Origin of the sequence: Kordiimonas lacus, from assembly GCF_001550055.1 — a bacterium.
Taxonomy (GTDB): Bacteria; Pseudomonadota; Alphaproteobacteria; order Sphingomonadales; family Kordiimonadaceae; genus Kordiimonas; species Kordiimonas lacus.
In genome coordinates this window covers 425,909-440,252 of record NZ_LRUA01000006.1, presented here as the reverse complement: position 1 = coordinate 440,252, position 14,344 = coordinate 425,909, and the positions used below count along the sequence as shown (strand labels likewise).

Sequence of the window (14,344 nt, the reverse complement as noted above, 5' to 3'; positions counted from 1 at the left end):
GGTTGCCTCCTTTTTTCTGAGAGGTGCATCATAACACAGGGATTTGCGGTGAAACTTGACGGGCGTCAAGTGGGTCAGGCAGGGCCGTAAAGCACAGTGGCACGCTCTTCAAACGCATGCATCATGCGCTTGCAGGCTTCGCCGAACAAAGGGCCAATCACCTGATTGAGGATGCGGCTGGAAAATTCGAAATCCACTTCGAAATCCACAAGACAGTGGCCATTTTCCTGAGGAATGAAGCGCCAATGGTTATAAAGCCGCTTCATCGGGCCTTTGATGTAGTCCACATCCACCTTGCGGTTTTCCTCGAGCGTCACGCGGGACGTGAAACGTTCGCGGAACATTTTGAACCCGATGATGACATCCGCATCAAACTGCCCTGCTTTTCTGCCATATACGCGCGCGCCCAGGCACCAGGGCAAAAACTCGGGATATTTTGCCACGTCGGCGACAAGAGCAAACAGCTGCTCGTCCGAATAAGGCAAAACCTTCTTTTCAACAAAATGGTGCATCAACAACCCTCATACTCGGCTTGCCACGTCCTAGCCTGATTTGACATGGGGGTAAAGTCCTCAGATCAATCCCGCCATTTTTGCAAGGACCAGTATGCCGGCAACCAAAATGCCCGTGATACTCTGAAGTATTGACGACAAAACAACGGCAAAGAAGGCCTTCGGCCATGACATGCCAAAGAACACCTTGGCAGCATGCAGCAACACGATGAACCCAATGAAGACGCTGATGCCTTGATCACCGCTCCCAGCTGCCGCAAGCACGATGACAAGCAGGGCAGAATACAGATTGGTCTGCCCCATGGCAAAGGCGAGAAAGCTGAGCGTTTCAGCATAGTTCCTGCCCGAGCGCCAATATTGCCAGCGCAGCAGGAAAGCGAACAACGGCAGTGTGAGGAAGGAGATGAGATTCATATTTTCCCGAAGGACTGACCTTAAGGCTTCGCCTATCTGGAAAACCGTATCCGTTTCCTTGAAGTCACCATCAATATGAACCATTCCATCGGCCATAGTGTCCAGCCCGACGGTCAGCGCGATGACGGCAAGAGCAAATGCCGATGTTACCAGGAAATACTTGATGGGATTGACGTAGGAAAACCGTTGGCCGCCAATATAGTTCAGCGCCACCTGGCCCGGATTTCTTGTCAGCTCCCTTATCGTGCGCCAAATTGTGGAATCAAGGTCCATGAACGCAAAGAAGGCATTCACAAACAGTTCCTTTGCGCTCAGGCGGCTTGGGATGTGCTTCTGGCCGCAGGCGCTGCAGAAAGATCCATGCAGATATGCGTCGCAGTTTTTGCAGGTGATGACCGCCTCGGCTGATTGTGTTTCTGCCATTGATAGACTTCCCCATCAGGCTAAAAGCCCTACCCCAAACATTTCAACAGACACCCTTCAAGGGACGCCGGTCAGCCATGTCTGGTCCGCAATAGATCTCGCTGATTTCTGCGCTGCAGTTTCTACACTGGATTGTCTGCGCGTCGGTCTCGATTACTCTGCAGCCTTGATCTGCTTGTCGCGCGCAGCCTTCAGCAAGGCAAAGTCGTCGCCCGCCAGATAGCTTGAACGCGTCAGGGGCGAAGATGAGATCATCAGGAAGCCCTTGCCTTTTGCCATACGCTCGTAGGCCTTGAATTCAGCGGGTGTCACGAACCGGTCAACCTTGGCGTGGCGCGGCGTGGGCTGAAGATACTGGCCGATGGTCATGAAATCGATATCCGCCATGCGCATATCGTCCATCACCTGGCTCACTTCCATGCGTTCTTCGCCAAGGCCAACCATGATACCGGATTTGGTGAAAATGGACGGGTCCACCTTCTTCACGGTTTCAAGCAGGCGGAGCGACTGGTAATAGCGCGCCCCAGGGCGGATCTTCGGGTAGTTCCGCGGCACGGTTTCCAGATTGTGGTTGAACACGTCCGGCTTGGCTTCGGCAACCATCTCGATGGCGCCCGGCTTGTTACGGAAATCAGGTGTCAGGATTTCGATGGTCGTGGTCGGGCAGCGGTCGCGGATCGCGCGGATCACCTTGACGAACTGCATTGCGCCGCCATCATCGAGGTCATCCCGGTCCACAGACGTAATCACAATGTGATTGAGGCCCATTTCGGCGCAGGCCTCAGCGGTGTTCATGGGCTCCAGCGGGTCAACCTGCATGGGGCGACCTGTCTTGACGTTACAGAAGGCACAGGCCCGGGTGCAGGTGTCACCCAGAATCATGATGGTGGCATGCTTCTTCTGCCAGCATTCGCCCAGGTTCGGGCAAGCCGCTTCTTCGCAGACGGTGTGCAGGTTCTTGGAGCGCATCATGCGGCGTGTTTCCATCGCCTGCTTGCTCGTCGGCGCCTTAACCCGCAGCCAATCCGGCTTGCGCTGGTACCCGGTCGCCTTCTGCTCAGTTGTCTTCTGTTCAGTCGTCATGCTCGAAACACCATCTTTGCTAGCGTTAAACGGTAAAAGGCCGCCATTTTGGCGACCTTATAATGCATTAAGGGCGGTGACATCCACCAAATTGTGCAAACCAGCTATGCGCTACCCTGTAACCGGATAAGGGCAGACTGCGCCAGGAGGCTCTTGCTTGCCCTACAGTAACACATAAAGCAGGTATCCGGCCACGCCCAGATGTGCCAAAAGCGTCAAGATCATGCCGAACGCACGACTGTTGCCTGTGCCATCAGTGGCGAGCATGGAAAATGCATGAAATGCGCGGCCCAGAAGCATGCATCCCCCGGCCCCGAACAGCACCGGCGGTCCAGCCCCGTTCATTTCACACAGCGCAAATACCAAAAGAAAGAGAGGCACATGATCAAGGAAATTTGATTGGGCAGCTCTTCGCCGCGCCAAGTCCTTATTTCCGCCATCCCCAAAGAAAATGCCGGTTGAAACACGCTTGATCCCAACCTGTAGCGTCAAGGGCACCAACGCGATAGCAAAGATTGCCGCCAGAATCGCAGAAAACTGTAAGCTCATAAATATCCCCCAAGTATGTGATTGTCACTTTTCCTACATTGGCATGTCGAGAACCGGAGCCACTTCAATAGTGCCCCCGACATGGACATGCGGCGAGACCGCCGCCATCTTCAGCGCAGCATCCATGTCGACTGCCTGAACCAGCGTATACCCAGAGATCGGGTTAACGCCGCCGCCTTCAACAGCCCCGTCCCCCGTCACAGTATGGGATTTACCCACAGCGTGACCGCGATCAAGCACGGCCTCGCCAAGGCCTACCATCCAGTCCATCCAGCTCGCCATATGGGCCTTGCCCTCCTCTTCCGTCATTGATGACGGCCCACCATGGTAAGCAAATACAAATTTGGGCATGTGACTCTCCTTCTTAGGTGTCTTGAAACGATGAAGGCATCATGGGGGGAAATAAAATATGTTAAAGAACATATTAAGGAAGATGCTAGCATCGCCGTGAAGGAGGCGCCCCATGCCCTATAGTGCAGAACACAAGGAACAAACCCGCGCCAAAATTGTCGAAACCGCGCGTAAACTATTTAACCGTCACGGCTTTGAAGGTGTAACCATCGATCAGGTTATGGAAGCCGCCGGCCTGACAAGGGGCGGGTTCTACAATCATTTTCCAAACAAGCAGGCGCTCTACAGCGCAGCTGTATCCAGCTTCCTGATGGGCCGCGGGGCAAAATGGCGCGCCGAAGCCGGGGTCGACCCCACCTGCCCTAGCCCGGAAATGGTGATGAACATGATGAAAAGCTACTTGTCAGACGAGCATCTGGGTGATGTCGAAGGCCAGTGTCCGATGATCGCGCTGCCATCGGATGTCGCCCGGGAAAACGATGCCGTACGAGAAGCCTACCGCCAATTGCTGGAATCGATGGTCTGGCTTTTCGAGCAATGTATTGGATCGGGCCAAGAATCCCGCCGACAGGCGCTGACGCTGGCCGCACTGTGTGTCGGGGGAATGACGCTTGCCAGAACCTTGCCGGACTGCGAGTTAGCACAGGAAGTCAGACAAGCGGCCCTTAAGTCTGCGGAAGATATACGCAGCAGCAAGGCGGCCTGATCCGACCATAAAAAACGGGGCGCTTGGCCCCGTTTATGCTCTGAATACAGTGTCTAGAAGTGAATGGCCTTGCCATAAGCATCCAGCACGCTTTCGTGCATCATCTCACTGAGCGTCGGATGCGGGAACACCGTGTGCATCAGTTCCGCTTCCGTGCTCTCAAGCGTCCGGGCCACAACATAGCCCTGGATCATCTCTGTCACCTCAGCACCCACCATGTGCGCGCCCAGCAGTTCGCCGGTTTTCTTGTCAAAGACAGTTTTCACCATGCCTTCCGGCTCGCCAAGCGCGACAGCCTTGCCGTTACCAATGAACGGGAAGTTGCCAACACGTACGTCATAGCCCTCTTCCTTGGCCTTGGCTTCGGTCAGGCCAACACTTGCCACCTGTGGGCGGCAATATGTACAGCCAGGGATATTGCCCTTGTCCATCGGGTGCACGCCTTTGACACCGGCGATCTTTTCAACCGCCACGATGCCTTCGTGCGATGCCTTGTGGGCAAGCCACGGTGCGCCAGCAACGTCGCCAATGGCCCAAAAGCCGTCCACGCCAGTCTGGCCCCATTCATCTGTCACGATATGGCCGCGATCAACCTTGATGCCCACGTCTTCGAGGCCAAGGTTTTCCACGTTCCCGGTGATACCGATGGCAACAATCACACGGTCAACGGTGATCTCTTCCTTCTTGCCTTTGGTCTCAACCACGCAGGTAACGTTGTTCTTGCCCTTCTTCAGCTCGGTGACCGACGCATTCGTCTTGATGGTCATGCCTTGCTTCTTGAAGGATTTCTCTGCAAATTTCGAGATATCCGCATCTTCGACCGGCAGTACACGGTCCATCATCTCAACAACGGTCACGTCTGAGCCCAGTTCGTTGAAGAAGCTTGCGAACTCAATGCCGATCGCGCCGGAGCCGATGACCAGCAGTTTCTTCGGCATCACCTTTGGCGCAAGTGCGTGCTTGTAGGTCCAGACCAGTTCACCGTCAGCCTTCAGGTGCGGCAGCTCACGCGCCCGGGCACCGGTTGCCAGAATCACGTTCTTGGCCGTTAGCTCAGTGGTCTTGCCGTCAGCGCCCTCGACAGAAACCTTGCCCTTACCGGCAATTTTTGCGTCGCCTTCCACATGAACAACCTTGTTCTTCTTCAGAAGCGACTTGATACCGCCGTTCATCTGCTTGGCGACACCGCGACTACGCTTGACGATCGCATCCAAGTCAAAATCGATCTGGCCGATCTTGAGGCCAAAGTCTGCGCCATGCTTGGCCAGATGCAGCACTTCAGCCGACCGCAGCAGCGCCTTGGTCGGGATACAGCCCCAATTGAGGCAGATGCCCCCCAGGTGTTCGCGCTCAACGCAAGCGACCTTCATGCCCAGCTGGGCACCACGGATCGCAGCCACATAGCCACCCGGGCCGCCACCAACAACTACAAGATCATAACTCTGAGACATTCTTTAAATCCTTTCGGGATTTTCAACGCGTCTTGGATCGTCAACACCGCCGGTATGGTCAGTCGATGCTTTTTCGATCAACAGGACGCTGCATTCCTCAGGCGCATATGGTTTGTGTTCAACGCCCTTGGGCACCACAACCATTTCGCCTTCCTCAATCCAGTCCTGGCGGTCCCGATAGTCCATGCGGAAGCGGCCATCAATCACCAGAAAGAACTCATCTTCGCCTTCATGGGCGTGCCAGACAAAGTCCCCAGACAGTTTGGCCAGCTTGACGTGATAGCCATCCAGATCCCCGATCAGTTTCGGAGACCAGTGATCGCTGAATGTGGTTAGCTTGGCCTTGAGATTGACTGGTTTCATCAGACACTCCCCTAGAGCAGCATTGTGATCGGGTCTTCAATGTACCCTTTGAAGGCCGCCAGGAACTCAGCGCCTACAGCGCCGTCAATCGCACGGTGGTCGCACGACATAGTGACGTTCATCACCGTGGCAACAGCAAGCGCCCCGTCCTTGACGACAGGCCGCTGTTCACCGGCTCCAATGGCCAGAATCGCACCCTGCGGCGGGTTAATCACCGCGCTGAATTCCTTGATCCCATACATGCCAAGGTTCGAGATCGAAATGGTGCCGCCGGCATATTCTTCCGGCATCAGCTTGCCGTCACGGGCCTTGCCTGCAAGGTCTTTGACGTCTGAGGAAATCTCAGCCAGGCCCTTCTGGTCTGCGCCGCGCACGACCGGCGTTACCAGGCCACCATCCACAGCAACCGCTACAGAGATATCAGCACGTTCGTACCAATACATCTTGTCGCCTGCGAACTGGACGTTGGCAGCAGGCACTTTCTTGAGCGCCAGCGCCGTCGCCCGGATGACAAAATCATTCACAGAGAGCTTAACGCCACTGTCGGCCAGCTTGGCATTCAGTTCCTTGCGCTGCGCCAGCAGCTTATCCAGCTCACATTCGATGGTCAGATAGAAATGCGGCACGGATGTCTTGGATTCGGTCAGACGCTTGGCGATAACCTTGCGCATGCCAGACAGGCGTTCTTCGTGATAAGGAATATCGTCGTGCGGGCCATATTCGGTTGCCGCAACAGGCGCTGCCGCTGGGGCGGAAGCGGGCGCGGCGGCGGGTGCTGCTTTTGCTGCGCCACCTTCAACTGCGGCTTCAACGTCGCGCTTCACGATACGGCCGTGCGGGCCGGAGCCGGAAACTGCGGCCAGGTCGACGCCTTCCTGCTTGGCGATGCGCTTCGCAAGTGGCGACGCCTTAATGCGGTCGCTGCTGTCTCGGGCAGGCGCTTTTTCCGATTTTGCTGCTGGCTTGTCATCAGCTGCCGGTGCGGGTGCTGCTTCTTTGGCCTCTGGCTCAGGAGCAGCCTCTTTCTTTGGCTCTTCCGACGGCACTTTGACATCTTTGACGTCTTCGCCCTCTTCCGCCATAAGCGCAATCAGTTTGCCCACCGGCACTTCGTCCGTGCCTTCAGCCACCAGGATTTTCGCGACTGTGCCGTCGTCGATACTTTCAACTTCCATCGTCGCCTTGTCGGTTTCGATTTCAGCGATTACATCGCCGGATTCTACCGTATCGCCTTCTTTCACCAACCATTTGGCAAGCGTGCCCTTTTCCATGGTGGGCGACAGTGCAGGCATAAAAATTTCAATAGCCATACTCGTTCTCTTCCGGTCTGGACTTCTGGGCTGTTATTGCCACAGCCCGTTCATATTTACCCCAAGCGCATATCCAAGCGCTCCAATCAAGATCAGCAGGATCAAGGCAACGACGATATTTTCAACGCCAAGCAGCGGTCTTCCTTTGTTTGCCGCACCCAAAGTTGGATCACGATAATCCAACTTTGATCTGACACTTTGAAATTTGCCTTTCAAAGCGTGACGGTTAACAAGGCGACGCCACTTCCTTCCCCTCATCCAATCTCCTTATTACTCCGCGTAGCAAACCGCTTTTGCGGCTTTGACGATGTCGGCTGCGCTCACAACCGCGGCTTTCTCAAGGTTGTTGGCATATGGCAGCGGCACATCCACGCTGTTCACGCGGGTGACCGGCGCGTCCAGCCAATCAAACGCCTGCTCCATCAGCTGCGCCGATACATCGGAAGCCACCGAACACTGTGGCCAGCCTTCTTCCGCAATCACACAGCGGTTGGTCTTCTTGACGCTTTCGATCAGTGTATCGAGATCAAGCGGGCGAATGGTGCGAAGGTCGATCACCTCGGCATTGATGCCCTCTTCCGCCAGCATGTCTGCAGCCTTGAGCGCCTCCCCCACGGTGATCGAATAGGACACGATGGTTACATCCGCGCCTTCACGGAAAATACGTGCCTTGCCGATTGGCAGCGTGTAATCATCCAGCTCAGGCACTTCGAAGCTTTCACCGTACATCAGCTCGTTCTCAAGGAACACGACCGGGTTCGGATCCTGGATCGCAGCCTTCAGGAGGCCTTTACAATCCGCCGCATCATACGGTGCAATGACCTTCAGGCCCGGCACATTCGCATACCATGCCGCATAGTTCTGGCTGTGCTGCGCGCCCACGCGGGATGCCGCGCCATTCGGGCCACGGAACACAATCGGGCACTGCACCAGGCCGCCTGACATATAGCGGGTTTTGGCAGCCGAGTTGATGATATGGTCAATCGCCTGCATGGCGAAGTTGAAGGTCATGAACTCAATCACTGGCTTGAGGCCAGTAAAGGCCGCGCCTGCACCGAGACCGGCAAAACCGTGCTCTGTGATTGGCGTGTCGATCACGCGTTCCGGGCCGAATTCGTCCAGCAGGCCCTGGGTTACCTTATAGGCACCTTGGTATTCCGCCACTTCCTCGCCCATCACAAACACGTCGCCGTCTTTGCGCATTTCTTCGGCCATAGCGTCACGGAGTGCTTCACGCACCGTCAGCTTCACCATGTTGGTGCCCTCAGGCACTTCAGGATCACGCAGGTCCTTCGATGACGTCGCCGCACCTGTGAATACAGTTTCCTGCTGGTCAGGATCCTCTTTGGGCGCCGGCAGTGGCGCAGGAGCCTCTTCCTTCTCAGCCTTTGGCTTGGAAGATGACGTATCAACGTCCTTCACGTCCTCACCTTCTTCGGCCAGGATCGCAATCAGCTCGCCAACCGGCACGTCATCCGTGCCTTCAGCCACCAGAATTTTGGCAACAGTGCCATCGTCAATGCTTTCAACTTCCATCGTCGCCTTGTCGGTTTCGATTTCCGCGATCACGTCGCCGCTTTCAACTGTATCGCCTTCTTTGACTAGCCATTTGGCCAGTGTGCCCTTTTCCATGGTGGGAGAGAGGGCCGGCATCGTAATTTCAATCGCCATTGGGTGTCTCCCCCTTACGCCAGCACATCAGTATAAAGTTCAGAAAGGTTAGGCTCAGGGCTTTCCTGCGCGAATGTCGCGGCATCAGCAATAATCGCCTTCACTTTCTTGTCGAGTTCCTTGAGCTCTGCCTCGTCCTTGAAGCCGGCATCCAGAATGCGCTGCTTCACTTGGTCGATTGCGTCATGCTCGGCGCGCATTTTCTGCACTTCTTCCTTGGACCGGTATTTCGCCGGATCAGACATGGAGTGGCCGCGGTAGCGGTATGTCTTCATCTCGAGGACGAATGGGCCGTTCCCTTCACGGCAATGCTTGACCGCCTCATCCATGGCGGCACGGACCTCGAGCACATTCATGCCGTCCACCTGCTTGCCGGGAATGCGGAAACTTTCGCCGCGACGGTAAAGCTCAACCTCAGAGGATGACCGGCTGACGCTGGTGCCCATGGCATACTGGTTGTTCTCGATGATATAAATCACAGGGAGGTTCCAGATGCGCGCCATGTTGAAGCTTTCATACACCTGACCCTGGTTGGCAGCACCGTCACCGAAATAGGCAACAGAGACATTGTCAGTCTTGCGGTATTTGGCTGCAAACGCGAGGCCAGTGCCCAGTGACACCTGCGCGCCCACGATACCGTGCCCGCCATAGAAGCCATTTTCAGGGTCAAACATGTGCATCGACCCGCCCTTGCCTTTGGAACAGCCACCGGAACGGCCGGTCAGCTCTGCCATAACGGCTTTAGGGTCGGTGCCAGACACGATCATGTGGCCGTGCTCGCGGTAGCCGGTGATCACTGAGTCGCCCTTCTTGAGAGCCGACTGAATGCCGACAACAACGGCTTCCTGACCAATATACAGGTGGCAGAAGCCACCAATGAGCCCCATGCCGTACATCTGGCCTGCCTTCTCCTCGAAGCGGCGGATCATCAGCATTTGCTCATAGAATTCAAGCAGTTCGTCGTTAGAAGCCTTGTATTGTTGCGGCTTCGCCGTACGGCGGCGCGCGGGTGCGCCCGACTTTGTGGTGGATTTTTTTGTAGTCATCTCGGCCTTCCAGAAAAAGGTCGCAGGCAGGAACGCCCGACACTCAATGCATGTGAGGCCTATGGATACCCTCGTTTTGCCACATTTGCAATAGGGTATAACTTATTGATTTACATAGAAAAAATTTAATTAACCAGAAATAAGTTAATTAATGAGAAGCATCAGAAAGAAACACCACAACCTCATCAGGATGAGTGAAGCCGAGGCGTTGCCGCACCTGCTCTTCAAGCATGTCAGGATCAATGCTGCGATTGTTCAAGCGGGAAGTACGAAGCTCAAGCGCGGCACGTACTGCCCCTACATCGCTCGCCAGGGCCGCAAGCTCAACCTGCTGGGCCTCAAGACGCTTCAAAGCCGCAAGGCTGTTGTCGCCCTGAAAGGCATGATACGCAAAATAGGCGACCAAAAAGATCCATACCCCGGCCAACCAGGCCTGGCTCAAATGACGTGATATTTTTCCGACTCGCTTCATGATTCGAATCATCTCATAAGCGAATCGGGCACGCAAGCGAAAAAACACCCGAAAATGCAGTTTTTTCGAATAGAATCAGGAAGGTAAGAAAACGCCCCTGCCCGAGTCTCTTCCAGGCAGAGGCGTTTATTTATTCGAGGGTGTTAGCCCTTCAGGATCGCGCGGCCTGCGTAAACAGCGGTGCTGCCCAGCTCTTCTTCGATGCGGATCAGCTGGTTATATTTCGCCAGCCGGTCGGAGCGTGCGAGCGAGCCGGTTTTGATTTGGCCACAGTTCATGGCAACTGCGAGGTCCGCGATGGTCGCGTCCTCAGTCTCGCCAGAACGGTGCGACATGACACTGGTGTAGCGCGCGCGGTGCGCCATCTCAACGGCCTGCATGGTCTCGGCCAGCGTGCCAATCTGGTTCACTTTCACGAGGATGGAGTTGGCAACGCCCTTCTCGATACCGTCTGCAAGACGTGCCGGGTTAGTCACGAACAAATCATCACCCACCAGTTGGACTGTGTCGCCAATGCGGTCCGTCAGCATCTTCCAGCCGTCCCAATCGTCTTCGGCCATGCCGTCTTCGATGGAAATGATCGGGTATTTGGCAACCAGGTCCGCGTAATAGTCAACGAGACCAGCGCTATCCAGCTCCTTGCCTTCTCCTTTCAGGATATATTTGCCGTCATGGAAGAACTCGGTCGAAGCAGCGTCAAGCGCCAGATACACATCTTCGCCTGGCTTGTAGCCCGCGCTTTCAATCGCATTCATGATGAAATCAAGCGCATCGACCGTGCCGTTCAGGTTCGGTGCAAAACCGCCCTCGTCGCCTACAGCCGTATTGTGGCCAGCTTCGTGCAGCTTGGCTTTCAGTTCGTGGAAAATCTCGGCGCCAATGCGGATCGCGTCAGTCACGCTGTCGGCATTCACCGGCATGATCATGAATTCCTGCACGTCGATCGGGTTATCTGCGTGCTCACCACCGTTGATGATATTCATCATCGGCACTGGCAGGATGTGCGCGGCAGGGCCACCAAGATAGCGGTAGAGCGGCAGGCCCAGGCTGTCAGCGCTTGCTTTGGCAATCGCGAGCGACACACCAAGGATCGCATTCGCACCCAGGCGGCCTTTGTTTTCCGTGCCGTCAAGGTCACGCATGGCCTGGTCGATGGCCAGTTGGTCTTCGCTGTCCAGCCCCACCAGCGCATCGAACAGCTCACCGTTTACGGCTTCAACTGCCTTCAGAACGCCCTTGCCGCGATACCGGCCACCACCATCGCGCAGTTCAACAGCTTCATGGGCACCCGTGGATGCACCAGAAGGCACTGCCGCACGGCCAAAGCCGCCGTCTTCAAGATAGATGTCTACTTCAACGGTGGGGTTGCCGCGGCTGTCCAGAATTTCGCGGCCAATGATATCGATAATCGCACTCATGGGCTGTTCCTTAATCGCTCAAGATGGGAAAGGATAAAAACTTGCGGCGCGATTGTTACCCTTTCACGGCCTCTCCCGCAAGGCCCAGTCTGTCGGTATCATGGATTGTTGCTGGAAAATTCCTAATCCTGCAGATAACTTTCCTATCGGCAACAGGGAGAAAAAGCATGGCATGTCGCCACCGTCATTTTATCGCAGCAGGTTTGGCTTTCGCGCTCGGAACTGGGGGTGCCTCCGCAGACGATAGCATTCATCGATATCGCGCTGAACATGAACGTCAGATATTGTCCGACTTTCGGGACTTCCTCAGTCTACCCAATGTCGCCAGCAGCACACCCGACATGATGGCCAATGCGGCGTGGATCGAGCGGTATATCGCCAAACGTGGTTTTACCTCACAGATCGTCGCAGAAGGTGGCGCACCGTACGTGATTGCCGAACGGAAGCAGCCCGGCGCAAGCCAGACCATCCTGATATACGCCCACTTCGACGGCCAGCCGGCAGAGCCCCGAAATTGGTCCTCGCCTCCATTTGAGCCAACGCTGCGTGACGGCCCTGTGGAGCTGGCTGGAGCAACTATCAATTGGGAAAGCCTCACGACCATCAATCCTGAATGGCGTATTTTTGCCCGTTCAGCAGGTGACGACAAGGCGCCGGTGATAGCACTGATGGCCGCGCTCGATGCAATGGAAGCCGCGGGCGACGTACCTAGTGTGAACATCAAACTGATCCTTGATGGAGAAGAGGAAGCTGGCTCCCCTACCCTGGACAATATTCTTCAGAAGCATGCGGACAAGCTTACTGCGGACCTTATGCTCTTCTGCGACGGCCCAATGCATCAAAGCCGCATGCGCCAACTGGTTTTCGGGGTTCGAGGCACCATGACCGTGGACCTGACGGCTTACGGGCCAGCAAGACCTCTTCATAGCGGGCACTATGGTGGCTGGGCTCCGAATCCATCCGAACAGCTTATGCGCCTGCTGGCCAGCATGAAAGATGATGATGGCCGCATTATCATACCGGGGTATCTCGATGACGTGCACCCGCCTACTGCCGCCGAGCAACAAGCAATCAGCACCCTTCCCAATATGGATACGGCCCTCAAAGACGAGCTATTTCTCTCAAAGACGGAGGGCGGGGGAAAGCGCGTCGAAGAGATATCCATGGGCCCATCTATCATCGTCAAAGGCTTTGAAGGCGGCGGGGTTGGCAAACAGTCGCGCAATATCATCATGCCATCGGCAACCGCCTCCGTAAATCTGCGCCTTGCTCCAGGTCAGACCCCGGAACGCGTGATTGCACGATTGAATCAGTTTTTCTCTGACCAAGGCTTCACCCTTTATTCAAAGCCACCGACCCCAGAGGAGCGCGCGGTAAGCAGCGCATTGTATGTGGATTGGCGGCCAGGCGGATACCGTGCCTACCGCAGTGATCTCGGCAGCGCTGAAGCGCAGAAACTGGTTTCAATCCTGAACAGATTTGACGGCAAAGAAACCCTTCTGACACCAACGATGGGCGGAAGTTTGCCAATCTATCTCTTTGAAGACACCTTCCCGAAGATGCCGATCATAATTCTACCGATTGCCAATCACGACAATAATCAACATGGCCGCAACGAAAATCTTCGCATCCAAAATCTTTGGGACGCGATCGATGTATATGCTGCGGTGCTTTTGGAATACGGCAAGCCGTGATCAGAGATTATAGTTGTCTTCAAGCGCGTAATTCACTTGCCGCACCCGGGCCAGATATCCTGACGGCAATTGCTCCGCCAGTCCGTCTGCAATCAGCCTGATCTCGGCCTTCAGTCGCGACAGATCTGCACGCTTTTCAGTCTCTTCCGGCTGGAACTGCAGGCGAATTTCCGTTTCAGCCAAAACCGCCTCAAGTCGGGACACAGACCACATTGGAAATTTTTCCGAGAAGGCGCGCATGTCTGTCAGCGCATCATTCAGATTGCGCCACTGCATTGAGCCCCCGAGGACACTAAGCTCGCGGATACGCATGTAAAGAAGCGCGCTGTCTGCGTTCTCACCACGGGTGAAAGTGAATGCGCGGGCCGCAGCGAAGAACTGATGGGCAACATCAATTTGTTCGACTTTAGCTGCGGCGTGGGCGGCTTCAACATTGAGTGCCATAAGGCGCTCACTATTACTTGCTGACTGAACGAGTTTGAGGGCCGTTTGCCACGCTTCCACAACGCGCTTCCTGTCCCGCGCAGCCGTTGCCGCTCTTGCATGCAGCAAGGCAAATTCGCCGACCATCGGTACAATTGGATTAGCGATCTGACTGAAATGTTCCCATGTACGGGCAATGCCAGAATAGGCCCTTGCAAGCGCCTCTTCGTCATCGGTCGACCTGAATGTGTCCAGATAATAGGTAACCGCCTGTGCGGTTTCCGCCGCCTTTTCCTCCGGCGTTCTGGCCGCGACCGAACTTGCCATCAGGCCAGCGATTACCACGGGAAGTATCAGTGTTCTCAGCATGTATCTTTCCTCATCTGCGCGGCATATTTTACCGCATCAGGCGTCTTCGGAAAGTATATATGCAAAAAGGGGGCCGAAAAGCCCCCTTC

16 protein-coding genes are annotated in these 14,344 nt (G+C 55.5%); 2 read left to right on the top strand and 14 right to left on the bottom strand.

Annotation, left to right across the window (positions count from 1 at the left end; genetic code table 11):
• Nucleotides 1-74 precede the first annotated feature (74 nt).
• The 5 genes from KORLAC_RS10240 to KORLAC_RS10220 form a co-directional block, all read right to left on the bottom strand.
• Nucleotides 75-512, bottom strand: a complete 438-nt coding sequence (locus tag KORLAC_RS10240; protein WP_068306175.1) for a type II toxin-antitoxin system RatA family toxin — start codon at nucleotides 510-512, stop codon at nucleotides 75-77.
• Nucleotides 513-572: 60 nt separating this feature from the next.
• On the bottom strand, nucleotides 573-1,349 hold the full coding sequence (locus tag KORLAC_RS10235; protein ID WP_068306174.1) for a DUF3667 domain-containing protein: 777 nt from the start codon (nucleotides 1,347-1,349) through the stop codon (nucleotides 573-575).
• A 153-nt stretch (nucleotides 1,350-1,502) separates the two neighbouring features.
• Complete coding sequence (lipA, locus tag KORLAC_RS10230; RefSeq protein ID WP_068306173.1) at nucleotides 1,503-2,432, bottom strand: lipoyl synthase; 930 nt, start codon at nucleotides 2,430-2,432, stop codon at nucleotides 1,503-1,505.
• 162 nt (nucleotides 2,433-2,594) lie between these two features.
• Nucleotides 2,595-2,981, bottom strand: a complete 387-nt coding sequence (locus tag KORLAC_RS10225) for an MAPEG family protein (RefSeq protein WP_068306171.1) — start codon at nucleotides 2,979-2,981, stop codon at nucleotides 2,595-2,597.
• Between the two features lie 33 nt (nucleotides 2,982-3,014).
• Nucleotides 3,015-3,332 carry a YciI family protein gene (locus KORLAC_RS10220; protein WP_068306169.1) on the bottom strand — a complete coding sequence of 106 codons (318 nt, stop codon included), beginning with the start codon at nucleotides 3,330-3,332 and terminating at the stop codon, nucleotides 3,015-3,017.
• 112 nt (nucleotides 3,333-3,444) lie between these two features.
• Here KORLAC_RS10220 and KORLAC_RS10215 point away from each other — a divergent pair, with 112 nt between their 5' ends.
• A complete protein-coding gene (locus KORLAC_RS10215; protein WP_068306166.1) occupies nucleotides 3,445-4,038 on the top strand; it encodes a TetR/AcrR family transcriptional regulator in 594 nt (197 codons plus the stop codon).
• A 53-nt stretch (nucleotides 4,039-4,091) separates the two neighbouring features.
• Here the strand turns inward: KORLAC_RS10215 and lpdA are convergent, their stop codons facing one another.
• From lpdA to eno, 8 genes are all read right to left on the bottom strand, one after another.
• Entirely contained in the window at nucleotides 4,092-5,489 is a 1,398-nt protein-coding gene (gene lpdA, locus KORLAC_RS10210; RefSeq protein WP_068306164.1) for a dihydrolipoyl dehydrogenase, read from the bottom strand.
• 3 nt (nucleotides 5,490-5,492) lie between these two features.
• Entirely contained in the window at nucleotides 5,493-5,852 is a 360-nt protein-coding gene (locus tag KORLAC_RS10205; RefSeq protein ID WP_068306162.1) for a cupin domain-containing protein, read from the bottom strand.
• 11 nt (nucleotides 5,853-5,863) lie between these two features.
• Nucleotides 5,864-7,162 carry a pyruvate dehydrogenase complex dihydrolipoamide acetyltransferase gene (locus KORLAC_RS10200; RefSeq protein WP_068306160.1) on the bottom strand — a complete coding sequence of 433 codons (1,299 nt, stop codon included), beginning with the start codon at nucleotides 7,160-7,162 and terminating at the stop codon, nucleotides 5,864-5,866.
• A gap of 33 nt (nucleotides 7,163-7,195) precedes the next feature.
• The gene (locus KORLAC_RS10195) at nucleotides 7,196-7,420 is read right to left on the bottom strand and encodes a hypothetical protein (RefSeq protein WP_068306158.1); all 225 of its coding nucleotides are present in this window, start codon (nucleotides 7,418-7,420) and stop codon (nucleotides 7,196-7,198) included.
• 12 nt (nucleotides 7,421-7,432) lie between these two features.
• On the bottom strand, nucleotides 7,433-8,833 hold the full coding sequence (locus KORLAC_RS10190) for a pyruvate dehydrogenase complex E1 component subunit beta (RefSeq protein WP_068306156.1): 1,401 nt from the start codon (nucleotides 8,831-8,833) through the stop codon (nucleotides 7,433-7,435).
• A gap of 14 nt (nucleotides 8,834-8,847) precedes the next feature.
• Entirely contained in the window at nucleotides 8,848-9,879 is a 1,032-nt protein-coding gene (gene pdhA, locus KORLAC_RS10185) for a pyruvate dehydrogenase (acetyl-transferring) E1 component subunit alpha (protein ID WP_068306152.1), read from the bottom strand.
• 148 nt (nucleotides 9,880-10,027) lie between these two features.
• Complete coding sequence (locus tag KORLAC_RS10180) at nucleotides 10,028-10,351, bottom strand: FtsB family cell division protein (RefSeq protein WP_074519316.1); 324 nt, start codon at nucleotides 10,349-10,351, stop codon at nucleotides 10,028-10,030.
• Nucleotides 10,352-10,494: 143 nt separating this feature from the next.
• Nucleotides 10,495-11,769, bottom strand: coding sequence for a phosphopyruvate hydratase (gene eno, locus KORLAC_RS10175; protein ID WP_068306148.1), 1,275 nt, complete (start codon nucleotides 11,767-11,769; stop codon nucleotides 10,495-10,497).
• A gap of 167 nt (nucleotides 11,770-11,936) precedes the next feature.
• Between eno and KORLAC_RS10170 the strand changes: the two genes are divergently transcribed.
• Nucleotides 11,937-13,463, top strand: a complete 1,527-nt coding sequence (locus KORLAC_RS10170; RefSeq protein ID WP_068306146.1) for a M20/M25/M40 family metallo-hydrolase — start codon at nucleotides 11,937-11,939, stop codon at nucleotides 13,461-13,463.
• On the opposite strand, the gene KORLAC_RS10165 is transcribed toward KORLAC_RS10170, so the two are convergent.
• Entirely contained in the window at nucleotides 13,464-14,255 is a 792-nt protein-coding gene (locus tag KORLAC_RS10165) for a hypothetical protein (protein WP_068306143.1), read from the bottom strand.
• Nucleotides 14,256-14,344 lie beyond the last annotated feature (89 nt).